The organism is Nocardia sp. Root136 (genome assembly GCF_001427185.1).
Lineage (GTDB): Bacteria > Actinomycetota > Actinomycetes > Mycobacteriales > Mycobacteriaceae > Nocardia > Nocardia salmonicida.
Window position 1 is genome coordinate 15,263 of record NZ_LMFE01000002.1, and the last position, 17,181, is coordinate 32,443.

Genomic DNA, 17,181 nt, shown 5'->3' on the forward strand with positions numbered 1-17,181 from the left:
GAAGTCCGCGCGGCGGTTATGCCGCCGCGCGGTCCTCGCGATGTCCGGCCTCGCGGCCCGCCGCGCGCACGCCCGACAGCACCAGCGGCAGCAGCCAGCCCATGGCGACCTGGTCGTAGGGCAGCAGGATCTGGTCGAGCCGGTTGTGGACGTAGGCCACCGAAAGCCCCGACTGCGGGTCGACCCAGCCGAAAGAACCACCGAGGCCGATGTGGCCGAACCCGTTCCGCGCACCGACCGCGGGCATCGAGTGGTAGCCCAGGTGCCACATCATCGGCAGGTAGAACAAGGCGTGGTCGAGCCGGTAGGTCTGGATCTTGCGGATCGCGGCGTGTGTGCTCGGCTGCAGGAAAGGCGAGCCGTCGACGGTGACGCCGTCGGCCAGCGCGGCATACATCTTCGCGAGGCCGGGAGCGGTGGCGACCCCGTTGCCCGCGGGCATCTCGGTGCTCAGGATCGGCGGGTGGTCGCCGTCGAGAATGCCATCGAGGCCGGGCACGAACAGGCAGCGGGCAGCCGCGCCGAGCGGGCCGGGCAGCCGGAAGCCGACCTTGCCGAGGAACGCGGCGGCGAGGGGGTGCGCGGCGAAGCTCAGGTGCGCGCCTGCCAGCCGGGCGTACTCGGTCGAGGAGCCCGCGCCCGGGTGGCCGAGGTGGATCCCGTCGATGCCGAGAGGGTCGGTGACCTCGGTGCGGATCAGCTCGCTCATGCTCTTGCCGGTGACGCCCCTGGCGAGGCCCGCGAGCAGCCAACCGTAGGTCAGGGCGTGGTAGGTGGGCACGCCGAGCATCCGGTCGGGGGCGGCCATCGCCAGCCGGTCCTCCATCAGCTCGTGATCGAGGGATTCTTGGGCGCTGTTGGCGACCGCCGACAGCGACGACAGCCCGGCACGGTGGGTGAGGACGTCGGCGACGGTGATCGAACCTTTGCCGTGCGCGGCGAAACGCGGCCAGTACTCGGCGATCGGCGCCTGATAGTCGATGAGTCCACGGTCGGCGAGCCGGTGGATGACGGTGGCGGTGACGCCCTTGGTCGCGGAGAACACGATGGAACCGGTGTTCGCGGTCCACGCGGTGTCACCAGCACTGCCGATCCAGAAATGGGCGAGTGGTTCACCGTGCCGATATACCGCGAGGGCGCCGCCCGCGCCGCGGCGGTGGCCGATCAAGCCGGCGAATGCGCGCACCAGCGGGCCGAACCCGGCGGGGGCGAAGCCCCCCACACCGGCCGGGAGGGCAGCGCTATCCTGCCCGTAAGCGTCGTTGCTCATCATCCAACTATACGGCGTTATGCCTATTCGGCAATGGCGCGTTTCGGACTGTGGCCGACCCGTGCCCTGTCGTCATCACTCGGTGACCACCGTCCCCGCGCCGTCGCCCTCTTCGAGCACCGCGAAACTGTGACCCGAAATGAGTGTTCCCGCACCACTTTCGGTGGCAGGCGACCAGGCGAGCAGCACACGACCGTGCACCGGGATGACCACTTCGTCCTCGGCGAGGTTGCACACCACCGAGATTCGACCACGACGCAGGATGAACCAACGCTGTGCTTCGTCATAGTCGGCCCACACTCGTTGCAGCCATGGGTCGGTGAACTCCGGCCTCGATGCGCGTAGCGCGAGCAGGCCGCGATAGCAGGCGAGCAACCGGGCGTGCGGTTCGCGACCGATCTCGGTCCAGTCGAGCTTGGAGCGGGTGAAGGTGGCCGGGTCCTGCGGGTCCGGCACCTCCTCGCTGGACCATCCGTGCTGGGCGAATTCGGCGCGGCGCCCGGTGGCGGTGGCCGCGGCGACGACGGGGTCGGTGTGGGAGGTGAAGAACTGGAACGGGGTGCGCGCGCCCCACTCCTCCCCCATGAACAGCATCGGGGTGCTCGCCGAGAGCAACACCAGTGCCGCCTTCACCGCGAGTTGGCCGGGGGTGAGGTAGTCGCTGGGGCGGTCACCGATCGCGCGATTGCCGATTTGATCGTGGTTGCAGGTGTAGCCGAGCAGGGCGCTGCCGGGGACGAGGTCGCGGGGAATGGGCGCCCCGTGGGTGCGCCCGCGGAAGCTGGAATAGGTAGCGGCGTGGAAGAACCCGTGGGTGAGGGTGTGCATGAGGCAGGCCAGTGAGCCGAAATCGGCGTAGTAGCCCTGCCTCTCGCCGGAAACAGCGGTGTGGACGGCGTGGTGCAGGTCGTCGTTCCACTGGCCGGTCAGTCCGTAGCCGCCCGCCGCGCGCGGGGTGATCAGTCGGGGATCGTTGAGGTCGCTCTCGGCGATCAGGCTGAGCGGTCGGCCCAGATGTGCTGCCAGCGCGGTCGTTTCGACGGTGAGCTCGGCGAGCAGATGGGTGGCGGTGCGGTCGACCAGCGCGTGGACGGCGTCGATGCGCAACGCGTCGATGTGGAACTCGCGCAGCCAGCGCAGGGCGTTGTCGATGATGTAGGCGCGGACCGCGTCCGAGCCTGGACCATCGAGATTGAGGCTCTGGCCCCAGGTGTTGCGGCCGGTGGCGAGGTAGGGGCCGAAGCGCGGCAGGTAGTTGCCGCAGGGGCCGAGATGGTTGTAGACCACGTCGAGGCAGACGGCCAGGCCGCGGGCGTGGCAGGCGTCGACGAAGCGTTGCAGGCCGTCGGGGCCGCCGTAGCTCTCCTGCACCGCGTACCAGAGGACGCCGTCGTAGCCCCAGTTGTGGGTGCCGTCGAAAGCGTTGACCGGCATGAGTTCGACGGTGGTCACGCCGAGGGTGACGAGGTGGTCGAGATGGGCGATCGCCGCGTCGAAGGTGCCGTCGGGGGTGAAGGTGCCGATGTGGAGTTCGTAGAACACCGAGCCGGCCAGGGGTCGACCGGTCCAGTTCCGGTCGGTCCAGGCCGTCGGGTCGAGGTCGTGGACCGCGGAGGTTCCGTGCACCCCGTCGGGTTGACGGGCCGAGCGCGGGTCGGGCAGTACCGTCGGATCGTCATCGACCAGGAACCCGTATCGAGCACCCTGACCTGCGTCGACGCGCACCGACCAGTTGCCGCCGCCGTTTCGGCGCATCGGGTGCACCACCCCGTCCAGTTGCAGCCGCACCGCTCCCGCCTCCGGCGCCCACACCCGAAACTGCCTCATCGGCCCAGCATCGCATGCCCCGCGCCGGTGTGCTCGATCAACGAATCACCGCGGGTACGCGGCGACCCCGACCGGTCCGGCGCCGACGCACAGTGACTGCCGCTCGTCGAGGGACCGGATGCGCAGGGTGTCGCCACCGCCGAGCAGCCGGACATACACGGTGTTCAGGCCCGCGCGCACGTCGGCGATCGTTTCGGTCTCGCCCTCGAAGGACAGGGCGATCCGGCCGTCACGGTCGGCGTGGTAGTTCAGCTGGGCGGTCCAGTCGCGGATCTGCATGGGTCCGTCGAGTGGGAGGTTGGCGCCTGCGGTGCCGCGGACCCGGTGGCCGCAACGGGGTTCGGGGCCCGCGACGATCGCGCGGTTCCACCAGACCTGGGCGTCGACGATGTCGCCTTCGTCGGTGATCATGCGCAGGCGTGGGGTCGACAGGGCGAAGGTGGTGGGTGTCGCGATCGGGGCGAAGACGCGGTCGGTCATGTTCTCGGGGAAGGCCAACGGGTTCAAGACATTCCACGGCACCTCCTGCGGCAGCAACGGCGCGTCGGCGGCTCCGGGAAGAGCGGCTCGCACTCCGGTGACATAGGTGCGAGCCGGGCTCGGTTCCCACGATCTGGTGAAGGTGATCGTCGAGTACACGCTGCTCGCGAGGAACAGGGTGATCGCCGCGACACCAGCTACTTGCCGCGCTCGGCCGTCACCCTTCTCGATCGAAGCCGACCCGCCGACGATGCCACGACGGACACTCGACAGAACCCGTTGTCGTGCAGGCTTGTTCGATCCAGGCAGCGCACCCGACCGTGACCGACCGGGCGCCGCGGCGATCAGCGCGAGCGCGACGGTGGCGATGACGGCGAAGTCGGCGAAGTAGCGCAGGGACTGGAGCAGGAGGCCCGGGGTACTCGGGCCGTCGCGCAGGAGGACGACGGGCGCGATGGTCAGGACCGCGTGCGCGGCGGTGCATGCCCACACCGCGACCACCCGGCGACGGGTGCGAATCGTCCACGCCGCGAACAGGATCAGCAACAACCAGCTCAGCGCGACCAGCAGGCCGGGTGGATCGGCCCACGGCGTGGCGGGTTGCCAGCGTTCCCAGCGCCACGGACCGCCGAGCAGGGCGGGCACCAGCCCGTCCGACAGCGCCCGACTCCACAGGGATCCGGGGTGTTCGGGAGCCGAGAGTCCGCGCGGGCGTTGGATCACGAGCAGAAAGCCCGCCGACCACACCAGCAATACCGCACCGGCCGCCGTCCACAGTGCGGCGCCACGGCGGGCGGTGTCGCGCACCGACCCTCCCGAGACGTGGGCCGCGAGCACGGCCACCGCGAAAGCCACCGGTAGCACGACCACCGATTTCTCGAAGAACAGCAACGCCACCGCGAACACCACGGCCCCCGACACCGCGTACCCACGCCGCCCGGTCCGCACCAGCCGCACAGCGTCCGCACTGACCCAGGCCAGCGCGATCTGCAACGGCAGCGCGTTCACCGCCGCCGCCCACCAGGCGAACGCGGGCACCGTCAACGGCACGAACAGGTAGAACGCCAACGGTCCCAGCATCCTGGCGCGAACTCCGAGCAGCACGACGACCAAGCGCAACACCGCCAGCGACGCGAGCAACTGCAACGCCACCAACACGATGACCGCCGGCGTCCACTGCAGCGGCGCCACCTCGGTGACCAGCCAGGTCAGCACGAAGGACAGCGGCATCACGTGCCCGTCGTGACTGGTGAACAGCAATTCCGTCGAGAACACCGGCTGACTGCTCACCCGCCCGATCAGCAGGAAATCGTCCCAGTAGAAGAACCCGGACCCGGCCATCCACCCGCGCAGTATCAGCTGCGCCACGATCAGACAGGCCGCGGCGATCAGCACCGCCCGCCCCGACAACGCGAGCCGCCCCGGCCGAGACGACATCTCGGCGGGCGATGGCGAGTCGAGCAGCGGCACGGACGTCACGTCTCTCGACGCTAGCTCGTCGTTCGCGGGGCGGCCATCACGACCCACCACAGGGACGCCCCCGATGGCCTGTGCCCGCACCCAGCCCACTTTTGGACTGATCTGTTCAAAACATGCTACGGTCGTCGCCATGGCCCGACCCAAGGAATTCGACGAGCACCGCGCGGTGGATGCCGCGATGCGAGCGTTCTGGTCCGCGGGCTACGAGGCGACATCTACCCAGGATCTTTGCACCGCAACAGGTTTGGGTCGCAGCAGCATCTACAACACCTTCACCAGCAAACGCGACCTGTTCGATCGCGCACTGCGGCACTACATCACCATGAAGAACACACCTCTGTTCGACCTCCTCGACAGCGACGCACCGGCCAGGGAGCGAATCAGCGCCGTCCTGCACCGGGCCGCCGACGCGCCCGACACCGAACCGACGGGCTGCCTCGTCGTCAACTCGATCGTCGAGCTCGCGCCGCACGACGCCGACATCAAAGCCACTCTGGCCGCCGATCAGGAGCGCCGCCTCGACGCGCTCACCGCGACCATCGTCAGCGGTCGACGCGCAGGCGAATTCGCCGGCGATGGCGACCCCCGCGCCATCGCCGAGTTCCTGACCGCCACGATCAGCGGTATCCGGGTCGCGGCGCGAGGCGGCGCGGACCACGCCACCCTCTCCTCGATCGCCGACACCGCGATGCGCTGCCTCTGAGCTCACCTACCCCGAGTCGTCTTTCGCCATGCCCTCATTTTGGACTGATTGATTCAAAACTGTTCGACCTCAGAAAGGCTTGTCATGCCGACCGCTGTCTACATCCTCGGCCTGTCCATCTTCGCGCAGGGGACCTCCGAGCTGATGCTCGCCGGTCTCCTCCCCGAGATGGCCGCCGACCTGGGTGTCTCCATTCCCAGTGCCGGACTGCTCATCTCGGCCTTCGCGCTGGGCATGCTGGTCGGCGCGCCGCTGCTGGCCGTGGTGACGCTGCGTTGGCCGCGCCGCGACGCGCTGCTCGCCTTCCTCGCGATCTTCGTCGCCGCCCATGTCGTCGGCGCGCTGAGCGAGAACTACTGGGTGATCTTCGGGACCAGAGTGGTGAGCGCCTTCGTCTACGCCGGGTTCTGGGCATTGGCGGCCGCGACCGCGGTCAGCCTGGTGGCGCCGCGGTTACGCGGACGGGCGATGAGCATCGTCGCGGGCGGACTCACCATCGCCACGATCGTCGGGGTGCCCGCAGGCACCGTGATCGGCCAGCACTGGGGCTGGCGCGCGGCCTTCTGGGCGGTCGCCGGACTGTCCGCGCTGACCATGATCGGCGTGTTCGCGAAGATTCCCGGTGGCCGGCCGAGCACGGTCGCGGCGCTGCGCGGCGAATTGCGGGTGATGGCGAACCCGCGACTGTGGGTGTCCTACGGCGCCACCGCGCTGTCGACGGGTTCGGCGTTCGTCACCTTCGCCTATCTCGGTGCGTTGCTGGCCGACACCACTGGCATCTCGGCGGCGTGGATCCCGGCGGTGCTGGGTCTGTACGGCGTCGGCGGGTTGATCGGCATCACGATCGGTGGGCGTTTCGCCGACGCGCACCCGTTCCGCACCCTGTATGTGGGGGCCACCGGAATGACAGTGGCCGCGGCCGCGATCGCCGTCACCGCGCACTCCCCCGCGGCTATGGTCGTGCTCGTCTTGCTGCTCGGCGCTTTCGGATTCGCCACGAACCCGGCCTTGAACACCCGCGTCTTCACCCTCGCCGACGGTGCGCCGACGCTGGCCGCGGCGACCAACTATTCGGCGTTCAACATCGGGATCACGGTCGGCCCGTGGCTCGGCGGACTGGCCATCGGCGCCGGGCTCGGCTTCACCTCGGTGGGCTGGATCGGCGCCGGGCTCGGCCTGGCCATGGTCGCCACCGTGGCGCTGTCCCACCGGCTCGAGCGTGAACCCGGTACAGCCACTGCCTCTTCCGAGGCTCGCGTACCCGAGTTCATCCTTCAGTAGACCCTCGACGGCGAAACGATCGGCAGGGCAGCGGGTCGTTTCGCCGTTGTTCGCTCAGCCCAGGCAGCCCGGTCCGAGCAGTGCTTTCAGATCGCCCATCAAGGCCGAGGACGGGGAGACCCGCCAGGCATCGTCGAGTTTGAGCATGGTGGTCTTCTCGCGGGCGCCGACGTGGCGGATGAACACATCCGAGGTGCCCTGGTGGCGGGAGAGGACCTTCTTGAGTTCGCCGAGCTTGTCGGGCGTGCACATGCGAGTGGTCATCACGACCGCCACCGGCTTGGCCACGCCGATGGCCGAGAGATCGGGCACGACAAGGTCATTGGCGATCAGCGAGATGCGGTCGTCACGCACGGAGACGCGGGCCTTCACGAGCACCACGGCGTCTTCGACCACATCCATGCCGTACACCGAGTACGACTGCGGGAAGAACAGCACTTCCACACCACCGGTGAGGTCCTCGAGCTGGGCCGAAGCCCAGGCCAGGCCGTTCTTGTTGATGCGGCGGTTCACCGAGGCGAGAATGCCGCCGATGGTCACCTGCGCGCCGTCCTTGACGTCGCCTTCCAGGATCGCCGGGATGGGGGTGTCGACCTGGGCGGCCAGCACGTGCTCGACGCCGTTGAGCGGATGCCCGGACACGTAGAGGCCGAGCATCTCTCGTTCGAGGGCGAGCTTGTGCTTGGTCTCCCATTCGTCTTCCGGCACTTTGACGTTGAACACCGACGCCATCGAATCGTCGCCGTCGCCGAGGCCGCCGAACAGGTCGAACTGGCCGATCGCCTCGGCCTTCTTGGTCGACATCACCGCGTCGATCGCATCGGAATGGATCAGCAGCAGACCCTTGCGCGGATGCCCGAGGGAGTCGAAACCGCCTGCCTTGATGAGGGATTCGGTGACCTTCTTGGAGCAGGCGATCGCGTCGATCTTGTTCAGGTAGTCGGAGAAGTCGGTGAACTTCGACTTCTCCTTGCGCGCGTTGATGATCGAGCCGACCACGTTGGTGCCGACGTTGCGGACCGCGCCGAGGCCGAACCGGATATCGGTGCCGACGGAGGCGAAGTTCAGCTCCGATTCGTTGACATCGGGCGGCAGCACCGTGATGCCCATCTTGCGGCAATCCGACAGGTAGATGGCGGCTTTGTCCTTGTCGTCACCGACGGAGGTGAGCAGACCGGCCATGTACTCGGCCGGGTAGTTGGCCTTGAGGTAGGCGGTCCAGAAGGAGACGAGGCCGTAGCCGGCGGCGTGCGATTTGTTGAACGCGTACCCGGCGAACGGGAGAATCGTGTCCCACAGCGCCTTGATGGCGGGCTCGGAGAAGTCGTTGGCCAGCATGCCGTCGCGGAAGCCCGCATAGGCCTCTTCCAGGACCGACAGCTTCTTCTTACCCATGGCGCGGCGCAGGATATCGGCTTGGCCGAGCGAGTACCCGGCCACCTTCTGCGCGATCTGCATGATCTGTTCCTGATAGACGATCAGGCCGAAGGTGTCGGCGAGGATCTCTTTCAGCGGCTCTTCGAGCTCCGGGTGGATCGGTTTGACTTCTTGCCGGTTGTTCTTGCGGTCGGCGTAGTCGTTGTGGGCGTTCATGCCCATCGGGCCGGGGCGGTACAGCGCGAGGACGGCGACGATATCGCCGAAGCCGGTGGGCTGCATGCGACGCAGCAGGTCGCGCATGGCGCTGCCGTCGAGCTGGAACACGCCGAGAGTGTCGCCGCGGGCGAGCAGCTCGTAGGTGGCCGGGTCGTCGAGCGGCAGGTTGTCCATGTCCAGATCGATGCCGCGGTTGGCCTTGATGTTCTCCAGGGCATCACCGATCACGGTGAGGTTGCGCAGACCCAGGAAGTCCATCTTCAACAGCCCGATAGCCTCACACGACGGATAATCCCAGCCGGTGATGATCGCGCCGTCCTGGGCGCGCTTCCACACCGGGATCGCATCGGTGAGCGGCTCCGAGGACATGATGACCGCGCAAGCATGCACACCCGCATTGCGGATCAGGCCTTCCAAGCCTTTCGCGGTCTCGTAGATCTTGGCGATATCAGGATTGGAGCCGATGAGCTCACGCACCTCGGCGGCTTCCTTGTACCGCTCATGGTCGGGATCGGTGATACCCGAGACCGAGATGTCCTTGGCCATGATCGGCGGCGGCAACGCCTTGGAGATCTGGTCGGCGATAGCGAAACCGGGCTGGCCGAACAACACTCGCGCGGAGTCCTTGATCGCGGCCTTGGTCTTGATGGTGCCGAAAGTGATCACCTGCGCGACACGGTCGCTGCCCCACTTCTCGGTCGCGTAGCGGACCATCTCACCGCGACGGCGATCATCGAAGTCGATATCGATATCGGGCATCGACACACGCTCGGGGTTGAGGAACCGCTCGAAGAGCAGACCGTGCGGGATCGGGTCGATATTGGTGATACCCATCGCGTAAGCGACCAGCGAACCCGCCGCCGAACCACGCCCGGGACCGACCCGGATACCGACCTCGAGCGCGTGCTTGATCAGGTCACCGACAACGAGGAAGTAAGCCGGGAAACCCATCTCGCAGATGACTGTGAGTTCGAAGTCGGCGCGGTCGAGATATTCGCGCGAGGCACCGTCCGGGAAGCGGCGATCGAGACCGTCGAGGACTTCCTTGCGCAACCAGCTGGCCTGGTCGTGGCCCTCGGGCACCGGGAAGATCGGCATCCGGTCACGGTGTTCCCACACATCGTCGTAAGGCTGCACGCGCTCGCCGATGAGCTCGGTGTTGTCACAGGCACCGGGAACCTCGGCATCCCAGATCGCGCGCATCTCCGCGGCGGACTTGAGGTAGTAGCCGTCACCGTCGAACTTGAAGCGGGTCGGGTCCGACAGCGTCTTACCGGTCTGAATACACAGCAGCGCTTCGTGGTTGACCGACTGATCCTTGGTGACGTAATGGCAATCGTTGGTCGCGATCGGCGGGATCCCGAGCTGCTTACTGATATCGATCAAGCCCTCACGGACCCGGCGCTCGATAGACAGACCGTGGTCCATCACCTCGAGGAAGAAATTGTCGGCGCCGAAGATCTCCTGCCACTTCGCGGCAGCTTCGAGCGCTTCACGCTCGTGCCCGAGGCGAAGACGCGTCTGCACCTCACCCGACGGGCAACCCGTGGTCGCGATGATGCCCTCGGCGTGCTGGGCGATGATCTCCTCGTCCATACGCGCCCACTTGCCCAACTGCCCCTCGATCGACGCCAAGCTCGACAGCTTGAACAGGTTGCGCAGACCGGTCGCGTTCTCGGCGACCATGGTCATGTGCGTGTAGGCACCCGAGCCGGAGACGTCGTCGCCCTTCTGACCCGGATCGCCCCACTTCACCCGCTTGGTGTCGAAACGCGAGCCCGGCGCGATATAGGCCTCGATGCCGATGATCGGCTTGATGCCCGCCTTCTTGGCACTGTTGTAGAACTCCGAGGCGCCGTACATGTTGCCGTGGTCGGTCATACCGACCGCGGTCATGCCCAACCGATCCGCCTCCGCGAACAACGGCGAGATCTTCGCCGCTCCATCGAGCATCGAGTACTCGGTGTGGTTGTGCAGGTGAACGAACGATCCGGACGGAGCCAAGACGGTCCTTCCTCCCATTGAGTCGGCGGGGGTTGGCCTTGGCATTCTATGCACGGGGGTCCGACAGAATTCGCACTCGGCGCGCGCGCCTCGAGCGGCACCTCGGCATGGACCGGCGTGTCGTGGTGAACGTCACCGGCATACTCGGTGGGTGTACTCCGATCGGCCCACTCGTTGACCACCGTCATCGTGGCCGTTGTGATCGCCGCTCTGCTGGTCGTGGCCTTGCTGGTCTGGCGGCGGACCCAGCGTGTCGTCACCACACCCGCCCAGCGCGCCGTCCATCAGGCGCTGCACACCGCATCGCTGGCCGCGGTGCCGTTGCGGCGCGGATTGACCGAGGAGTCCGCGAGCGAGGCGGCGCCGCATCTGCGTGCTCTCGCCGGTGCCGAGGCGTTGGGCGTGGCCGACGCCGACGCGACGCTGCTCGCCTGGGATGGGCCGCACACCGGGATGCTCGCGCTGTTCGCCGACGCGGCGCGGCGTGCCGTCGCTGATGAGCGGCCGGTGCTGGTGACCGGTGACGAGCACACGTTGATCGCGCAACCGTTGCTGATCGATACGGGGGCGGCGGTCGGTGTGCTCGGCATGGTGACGACCGGGAAGCCGGGGCCGGGCATGCTCGGGGCGGCCGCGGAGGTGGCGCGGTACGCGTGCGGGCAGTTGGAACTCGCCGAGTTGGATGCCTCGAGGGCTCGGGTCGACCGGGCCGAATTGCGGGCGCTGCGAGCCCAGATCAGCCCGCACTTCATCTACAACGCGCTCAACACGATCGCCTCGTTCGTCCGCACCGACCCCGATCGGGCCCGCGAACTGATCCTCGAATTCGCCGACTTCACCCGCTATTCCTTCCGCGCCGCAGGCGAATTCACCGTTCTGGCCGACGAATTGCGCAATATCGAGCGATACCTGGCATTGGAACAGGCCCGCTTCGGCGACGCCCTCGATGTGCGCCTGCGCATCGCGCCGGAAGTCCTCGGCGTCGTGCTGCCCTTCCTCGCCTTGCAGCCGCTGGTCGAGAACGCGGTCCGGCACGGCCTCGCCGGCGGCGGCCGGGGCGGCCAACTGAACATCGTCGCCACCGACGCGGGCACCGACTGCCTGATCAGCGTCGAAGACGACGGCATCGGCATGGACCCCGACCTCTTGCGCTCGGGTGCCCTCGACGCCGTCGACACCGATTCCGGCCCCGCGCGCACCGGTGAGGCCGCCCACGTCGGTCTGGCCAACGTCGACGACCGCCTGCGCGCCGCCTTCGGCAACGACTACGGCCTGGTTGTGGAAACCGCGCCCGGCGCCGGGACGAAGGTCAGCATGCGCGTCCCGAAATTCCGCGCCGGAATTCGCGCCTGATCCACCTCGCGGGGCATTGTTCGACACCGCGCCAACAGTGCCGGTTACGATGGATGGGTTGTGACTTGGAACACCGATGAACCCTCGACCGCTCTGCGGGTGCTCGCCGTCGATGACGAGAAACCGGCGCTGGATGAGCTCGTGTATCTACTGAGCACCCAGGCGGGCGTCGGTGAGATCCATCGGGCGGGTGAGGCGACCGGGGCGTTGCGATTGTTGCGGGCGCATCCGATCGACGCGGTGTTTCTCGATATCGATATGCCGGGGCTCACCGGAATGGAGTTGGCGGGAATTCTGTCGGAGTTCGCGGAGCCGCCCGCCGTGGTTTTCGTGACCGCCCACGATGACCACGCGGTGGCCGCCTTCGATTTGGGTGCGGTGGATTATCTGCTCAAACCGCTGCGGGGCGCTCGATTGGGCGAGGCGGTGCGCCGGATTCTGGCGGGGCGGGTTTCGGCGCCCGCGACGGTGGTCGCGAAGTCCGCTCATCCCAGTGAGGTGATTCCGGTGGAACTCGGTGGGGTTACCACGCTGGTGAATCGGGCCGATGTGGCGTGGGTCGAGGCGGACGGGGATTACGCGCGGCTGCATACCGGAAGCGGGTCGCATCTGGTGCGGATTCCGTTGTCGGCATTGGAATCACGGTGGGAGGACGCCGGCTTTCTTCGGGTGCATCGGTCGTATCTGGTGGCATTGCGATCGGTGACCGGTTTGCGGAGCGCGGGCAATGCGACGGTGGTGTGTCTGCGGGCCGAGGGGGCCGCCGGAGCGGTGGAGTTGCCGGTGAGTCGGCGGCAGGTGCGCGAACTCAAGCAGCGGCTCGTGCACGGACCTCGACAGAACTGGTCGCAGCGGTGACGGGTCCGCAGCGACCACCGCGCGAACGGGTGGTGCTGGCGCAGCGGCGCGGGGCGCGTCAGGTGCGCACCCGCACGGAAGTGGTCGAGCAGACCGATCTGGGCGCGGCGTTGATCGGTGGGTTGATCCGGGCCCAGCTCGGCCTGGCCTTGCGCCTGGGACTGGTGGTGGCGGTCGGCTTCGGCGCGCTGCCGGTGCTGTTCCGCGTCGACGCGATCGCCGAGGCCGCGGTGGTCGGCATTCGGCTGCCCTGGCTGATTCTCGGCGTGCTCGCGTTCCCGACGCTGTACGCGGTGGGGTGGTCGTATGTTCGCCTCGCCCAACGCAACGAAGACGACTTCCTGGAACTGGCCGGGGACTGACGCCGAGCTCATGAGCCCCGACACTCCCGCGCTCACGGTCGCCGCGCTGCTGCTGGCGGCGCTTGCCACCGTCGGCATCGGGTTCTATGGAGTGCGTCTTTCCCGCACGACGTCGGACTTCCTGGTCGCGTCGCGCACGGTGGGTTCGCGGTGGAACGCGGCGGCGATTTCCGGTGAATACCTTTCCGCTGCTTCGTTTCTCGGTGTCGCCGGATTGATCGCCAAATACGGCGCCGATGCCCTCTGGTATCCGGTGGGATTCACCGCGGGTTATCTGGGCCTGTTGATGTTCGTGGCCGCGCCGCTGCGCCGCTCCGGTGCGTACACCGTGCCGGACTTCGCCGAATTCCGGTTGGGATCGATTCGGTTGCGGCGCATGGCCGCCGGTCTCGTCGTCTTGGTGTGCGCGGTGTATCTGATCCCGCAATTCCAAGGGGCCGGACTCACGCTGCACATTCTGCTCGGAGTGCCCGCTTGGGTGGGCGCGGTCGCGGTGGGCGCCATCGTGCTGGCGAATGTGATCGGCGGCGGAATGCGGTCGGTGACCTTGGTGCAGGCATTCCAGTACTGGCTGAAATTGACCGCGGTGGCGGTGCCCGCGCTGGTGCTCGGAATGCATTTCCTCGCCGACGAACGACCGGTCGACACCTCAGCGCCGCCGACCGTCGACGAGCGCACCACCGTCGACATCTCCACCGATATCGTCGTACACCTGGATGTTTCGCAGCAGGTCACGATCACCGGAATGCTCGACGGCCAGACCGTCGCAGGTCCGGTCGTGCTGGCACCGGGCGATCACACCCTCGCCGAAGGGACCGAGTTGATCCTCGCGCCGGGTTCGGCCGTTCCGGTGGTGGCCGGCGCACCGGCCGACGGCGCGAGCTGGGTGGCGGCCGGTGGCGGCTTCGGCGGGGAACACCCCCAGTACCAGGTCTTTTCGCTGATCGTGGCGACCTTCCTCGGCACCATGGGCCTGCCACACGTACTCGTCCGCTTCTACACCAACCGCGACGGCCCGTCCGCTCGCCGGACCGCGCTGACGGTGATCGGGCTGGTCGGCGTCTTCTACCTGTTCCCGATCCTGCTCGGTGTCTTCGCCCGCCTCTACGTGCCACAACTGCTGATCACCGGCGCCTCCGACGCGGCGGTGGTGCTGCTGCCCGGTGCCGTGCTCGGCGGACTCGGTGGACAACTACTGGCCGCGCTGGCGGCGGCCGGAGCGATCGCGGCGTTCCTGTCCACCTCGTCGGGGCTGCTGGTCAGCCTGGCGGGCGTGCTCAGCACCGACGTGCTGCGCGGGCGCATCCGCGACTTCCGACTCGCCGCGCTGGTCGCGGGCCTGGTCCCGCTGACGCTCGCGGTGACCGTCGCGTCCCTCGACCTGTCGCGCACTGTCGCACTGGCCTTCTCGGTGGCCGCCTCGACCCTGTGTCCCCTGCTGGTCCTCGGTATCTGGTGGCGCGGACTCACCGCGACCGGCGCGGCCGCCGGCATGCTCACCGGCGGCGTCACCGCGGGTGGAGCGACCGTGCTGGCGGTGCTCGGTGGCGTCTCCCCCGATCTGGCGAACGGCTGGCCCGCCGCGATCGTCGACTATCCCGGCGCGGTCAGCGTGCCCTTGGCCTTCGCGGTGACGATCCTGGTGAGCCTGGCCACCAGGGGTCAGGATCCTCGGGCGGTCGCGGGGGTCTTCCTGCGCATGCACGCCCCCGAACGGCTCGGCATGAGTGCCGACCGCGACCCCGAAACAGCCACCCACCGGTGATCGCACGACGACCGTTCGTCGCACCACATCGACCGCTCACCGCACGGGCGGCCACCTTCACCGAGTGACCCACACCACACCATCATGCGCGCACGTCCGGGCACTTACCGTCATCTCCACGCACGACCCCCCTTCACGCTAGGACGACCGGCATGACCCAAACCGACACCGAAGAAGCGCCAGATCCGCGCACACCGAGTGCCGACGAATGGCTCGCGGTACAAGCGAGTCCACAGTTCCAAGATCTGCGCAATCGACTGCGCCGCTTCGTTTTCCCGATGACCGCCCTGTTTCTGACGTGGTACCTGAGCTATGTGCTGCTCGGCGCCTACGCGCACGACTTCATGGCGCAGAAGGTCTTCGGCAACGTCAATGTGGGTCTGCTGCTCGGCCTCGGGCAGTTCGTCTCCACGTTTCTCATCACCGGCCTCTACGTCCGTTTCGCCAACCGTGAACTGGACCCGCGCGCCGCGGCCATCCGCGAAGAACTCGAAGGGGGCCAGGCATGAGCGTCACCCTTGCCGCGTCTTCGACGGTGGGCAATCCCATCGCCAATATCGCCATTTTCCTGCTGTTCGTCGCGGTCACGATGGTCGTGGTGATCCGGGCCAGCCGCAACAATGCCAGTGCCGCCGACTATTTCACCGGTGGACGCGGCTTCTCCGGCCCGCAGAACGGCATCGCCATCGCCGGTGACTACCTCTCGGCCGCGAGCTTCCTCGGCATCGCGGGCGCGATCGCCGTCTATGGCTACGACGGATTCCTGTATTCGATCGGGTTCCTCGTCGCCTGGCTCGTCGCGCTGCTGCTGGTGGCCGAAATGCTGCGCAACACCGGCAAATTCACTATGGCCGACGTGCTCAGCTTCCGGTTGAAGGAAGGCCCGGTGCGCACCGCGGCCGCGCTGACCACCCTCACCGTCTCGCTGTTCTACCTGCTCGCGCAGATGGCGGGCGCCGGTGGCCTGGTCGCGCTGCTGCTCGATATCTCCAGTCGCACAGGGCAATCCATAGTCATTGCCGCCGTCGGCGTGCTGATGATCGTGTATGTGTTGGTCGGTGGCATGAAGGGCACCACTTGGGTGCAGATCATCAAGGCGGTGCTGCTGATCGCGGGCGCCGCGCTGATGACGGTGATGGTGTTGGCCAAGTTCGGTTTCAACTTCTCCGACATCCTCGGTGCCGCACAGGAATCGGTGAGCGAATCCACCAACAAGGCGGTCGCCGCCCGCGACGTGCTCGCTCCCGGCGCGCAGTACGGCGGCAGCGAGATGTCCAAGCTGAACTTCCTGTCGCTCGGCCTCGCCCTGGTGCTGGGCACCGCGGGTCTGCCGCACGTGCTGATGCGCTTCTACACGGTCCCGACCGCGAAAGAGGCTCGGCGATCGGTGGTGTGGGCGATCGGCCTGATCGGCGCCTTCTACCTGTTCACCCTGGTGCTCGGTTACGGCGCGGCGGCCATCGTCGGCCCGGACAGGATCCTCGCCGCGGCGGGTGGCCAGAACTCGGCGGCTCCGCTGCTGGCGTTCGAGCTGGGCGGGGTGATCCTGCTCGGGGTGATCTCGGCGGTCGCGTTCGCGACGATCCTCGCGGTCGTGGCCGGACTCACCATCACCGCGTCGGCCTCGTTCGCCCACGACGTCTACGCCAGTGTCATCAAGAAGGGCAAGGTCGACGAGGTCAAGCAGGTGCGGGTCTCGCGGATCACCGCGGTGGTGATCGGTGTGCTCGCGATCGGTCTCGGCATCCTCGCCAACGGCCAGAACATCGCGTTCCTGGTGGCGCTGGCGTTCGCGGTGGCGGCGGCGGCGAACCTGCCGACCATCCTGTACTCGCTGTTCTGGAAGCGCTTCAACACCTCCGGCGCGCTGTGGTCGATGTACGGCGGCCTGATCTCGACCATCGTGCTCATCGTGTTCTCGCCCGCGGTGTCGGGCAACAAGACCGCGATGATCAAGGATGCGGATTTCGACTGGTTCCCGCTGTCCAACCCGGGCATCGTGTCCATTCCGCTGGCGTTCGCGCTCGGCGTGCTCGGTACGTTCCTCGGTGGACGTGGCGAGCAGGTCGATCAGGCCAAGGCCGCGGAGATGGAAGTCCGGTCGCTGACCGGCGTCGGTGCGGAGAAGGCGATCTCGCACTGACGCCAACCCTGCCCGTGCCGGTGGTTCGCCCCACCGGCACGGGTTGTACCTCACGCTTTT

12 protein-coding genes are annotated in these 17,181 nt (G+C 67.5%); 8 read left to right on the forward strand and 4 right to left on the reverse strand.

Translation table 11 applies throughout. The features are described from left to right. Nucleotides 1–16: 16 nt before the first annotated feature. The 3 genes from ASD42_RS13955 to ASD42_RS13965 all read right to left on the reverse strand — a co-directional run bounded on the left by ASD42_RS13955 (nt 17) and on the right by ASD42_RS13965 (nt 5,056). Nucleotides 17–1,270, reverse strand: coding sequence for a serine hydrolase domain-containing protein (locus ASD42_RS13955; RefSeq protein WP_056816789.1), 1,254 nt, complete (start codon nt 1,268–1,270; stop codon nt 17–19). 75 nt (nt 1,271–1,345) lie between these two features. After that, nucleotides 1,346–3,097 (reverse strand): malto-oligosyltrehalose trehalohydrolase, encoded by a 1,752-nt coding sequence (gene treZ / locus ASD42_RS13960; protein WP_056816344.1) that lies wholly within the window; start codon nt 3,095–3,097, stop codon nt 1,346–1,348. Nucleotides 3,098–3,142: 45 nt separating this feature from the next. Beyond that, nucleotides 3,143–5,056: a hypothetical protein gene (locus ASD42_RS13965; protein ID WP_235569511.1), complete on the reverse strand. Its 1,914-nt coding sequence runs from the start codon at nt 5,054–5,056 to the stop codon at nt 3,143–3,145. 130 nt (nt 5,057–5,186) lie between these two features. Between ASD42_RS13965 and ASD42_RS13970 the strand changes: the two genes are divergently transcribed. Both ASD42_RS13970 and ASD42_RS13975 read left to right on the forward strand, forming a co-directional pair. Continuing rightward, nucleotides 5,187–5,759: a TetR/AcrR family transcriptional regulator gene (locus ASD42_RS13970; RefSeq protein WP_056816347.1), complete on the forward strand. Its 573-nt coding sequence runs from the start codon at nt 5,187–5,189 to the stop codon at nt 5,757–5,759. Nucleotides 5,760–5,843: 84 nt separating this feature from the next. Next, nucleotides 5,844–7,040, forward strand: coding sequence for a Cmx/CmrA family chloramphenicol efflux MFS transporter (locus ASD42_RS13975; protein WP_056816350.1), 1,197 nt, complete (start codon nt 5,844–5,846; stop codon nt 7,038–7,040). Between the two features lie 54 nt (nt 7,041–7,094). Here ASD42_RS13975 and dnaE read toward each other — a convergent pair whose 3' ends face one another. Beyond that, nucleotides 7,095–10,640, reverse strand: a complete 3,546-nt coding sequence (gene dnaE / locus ASD42_RS13980; protein ID WP_371852139.1) for a DNA polymerase III subunit alpha — start codon at nt 10,638–10,640, stop codon at nt 7,095–7,097. A gap of 174 nt (nt 10,641–10,814) precedes the next feature. Here dnaE and ASD42_RS13985 point away from each other — a divergent pair, with 174 nt between their 5' ends. The 6 genes from ASD42_RS13985 (at nt 10,815) to ASD42_RS14010 (ending at nt 17,121) form a co-directional block, all read left to right on the forward strand. Next, nucleotides 10,815–11,993: a sensor histidine kinase gene (locus ASD42_RS13985; protein WP_056816356.1), complete on the forward strand. Its 1,179-nt coding sequence runs from the start codon at nt 10,815–10,817 to the stop codon at nt 11,991–11,993. A gap of 60 nt (nt 11,994–12,053) precedes the next feature. Next, the gene (locus ASD42_RS13990) at nt 12,054–12,851 is read left to right on the forward strand and encodes a LytR/AlgR family response regulator transcription factor (RefSeq protein ID WP_056816359.1); all 798 of its coding nucleotides are present in this window, start codon (nt 12,054–12,056) and stop codon (nt 12,849–12,851) included. Then, entirely contained in the window at nt 12,848–13,213 is a 366-nt protein-coding gene (locus tag ASD42_RS13995; RefSeq protein WP_056816362.1) for a hypothetical protein, read from the forward strand. Before ASD42_RS13990 ends, ASD42_RS13995 begins: the two co-directional genes overlap by 4 nt. A 10-nt stretch (nt 13,214–13,223) precedes the next feature. Continuing rightward, nucleotides 13,224–14,978, forward strand: a complete 1,755-nt coding sequence (locus ASD42_RS14000) for a sodium/solute symporter (protein WP_056816366.1) — start codon at nt 13,224–13,226, stop codon at nt 14,976–14,978. A 152-nt stretch (nt 14,979–15,130) separates the two neighbouring features. Next, on the forward strand, nt 15,131–15,487 hold the full coding sequence (locus tag ASD42_RS14005) for a DUF485 domain-containing protein (RefSeq protein ID WP_056816369.1): 357 nt from the start codon (nt 15,131–15,133) through the stop codon (nt 15,485–15,487). Next, nucleotides 15,484–17,121, forward strand: coding sequence for a solute symporter family protein (locus ASD42_RS14010; protein ID WP_056816372.1), 1,638 nt, complete (start codon nt 15,484–15,486; stop codon nt 17,119–17,121). The genes ASD42_RS14005 and ASD42_RS14010 overlap by 4 nt, the downstream gene beginning before the upstream one ends. The last annotated feature ends 60 nt before the right edge of the window (nt 17,122–17,181 follow it).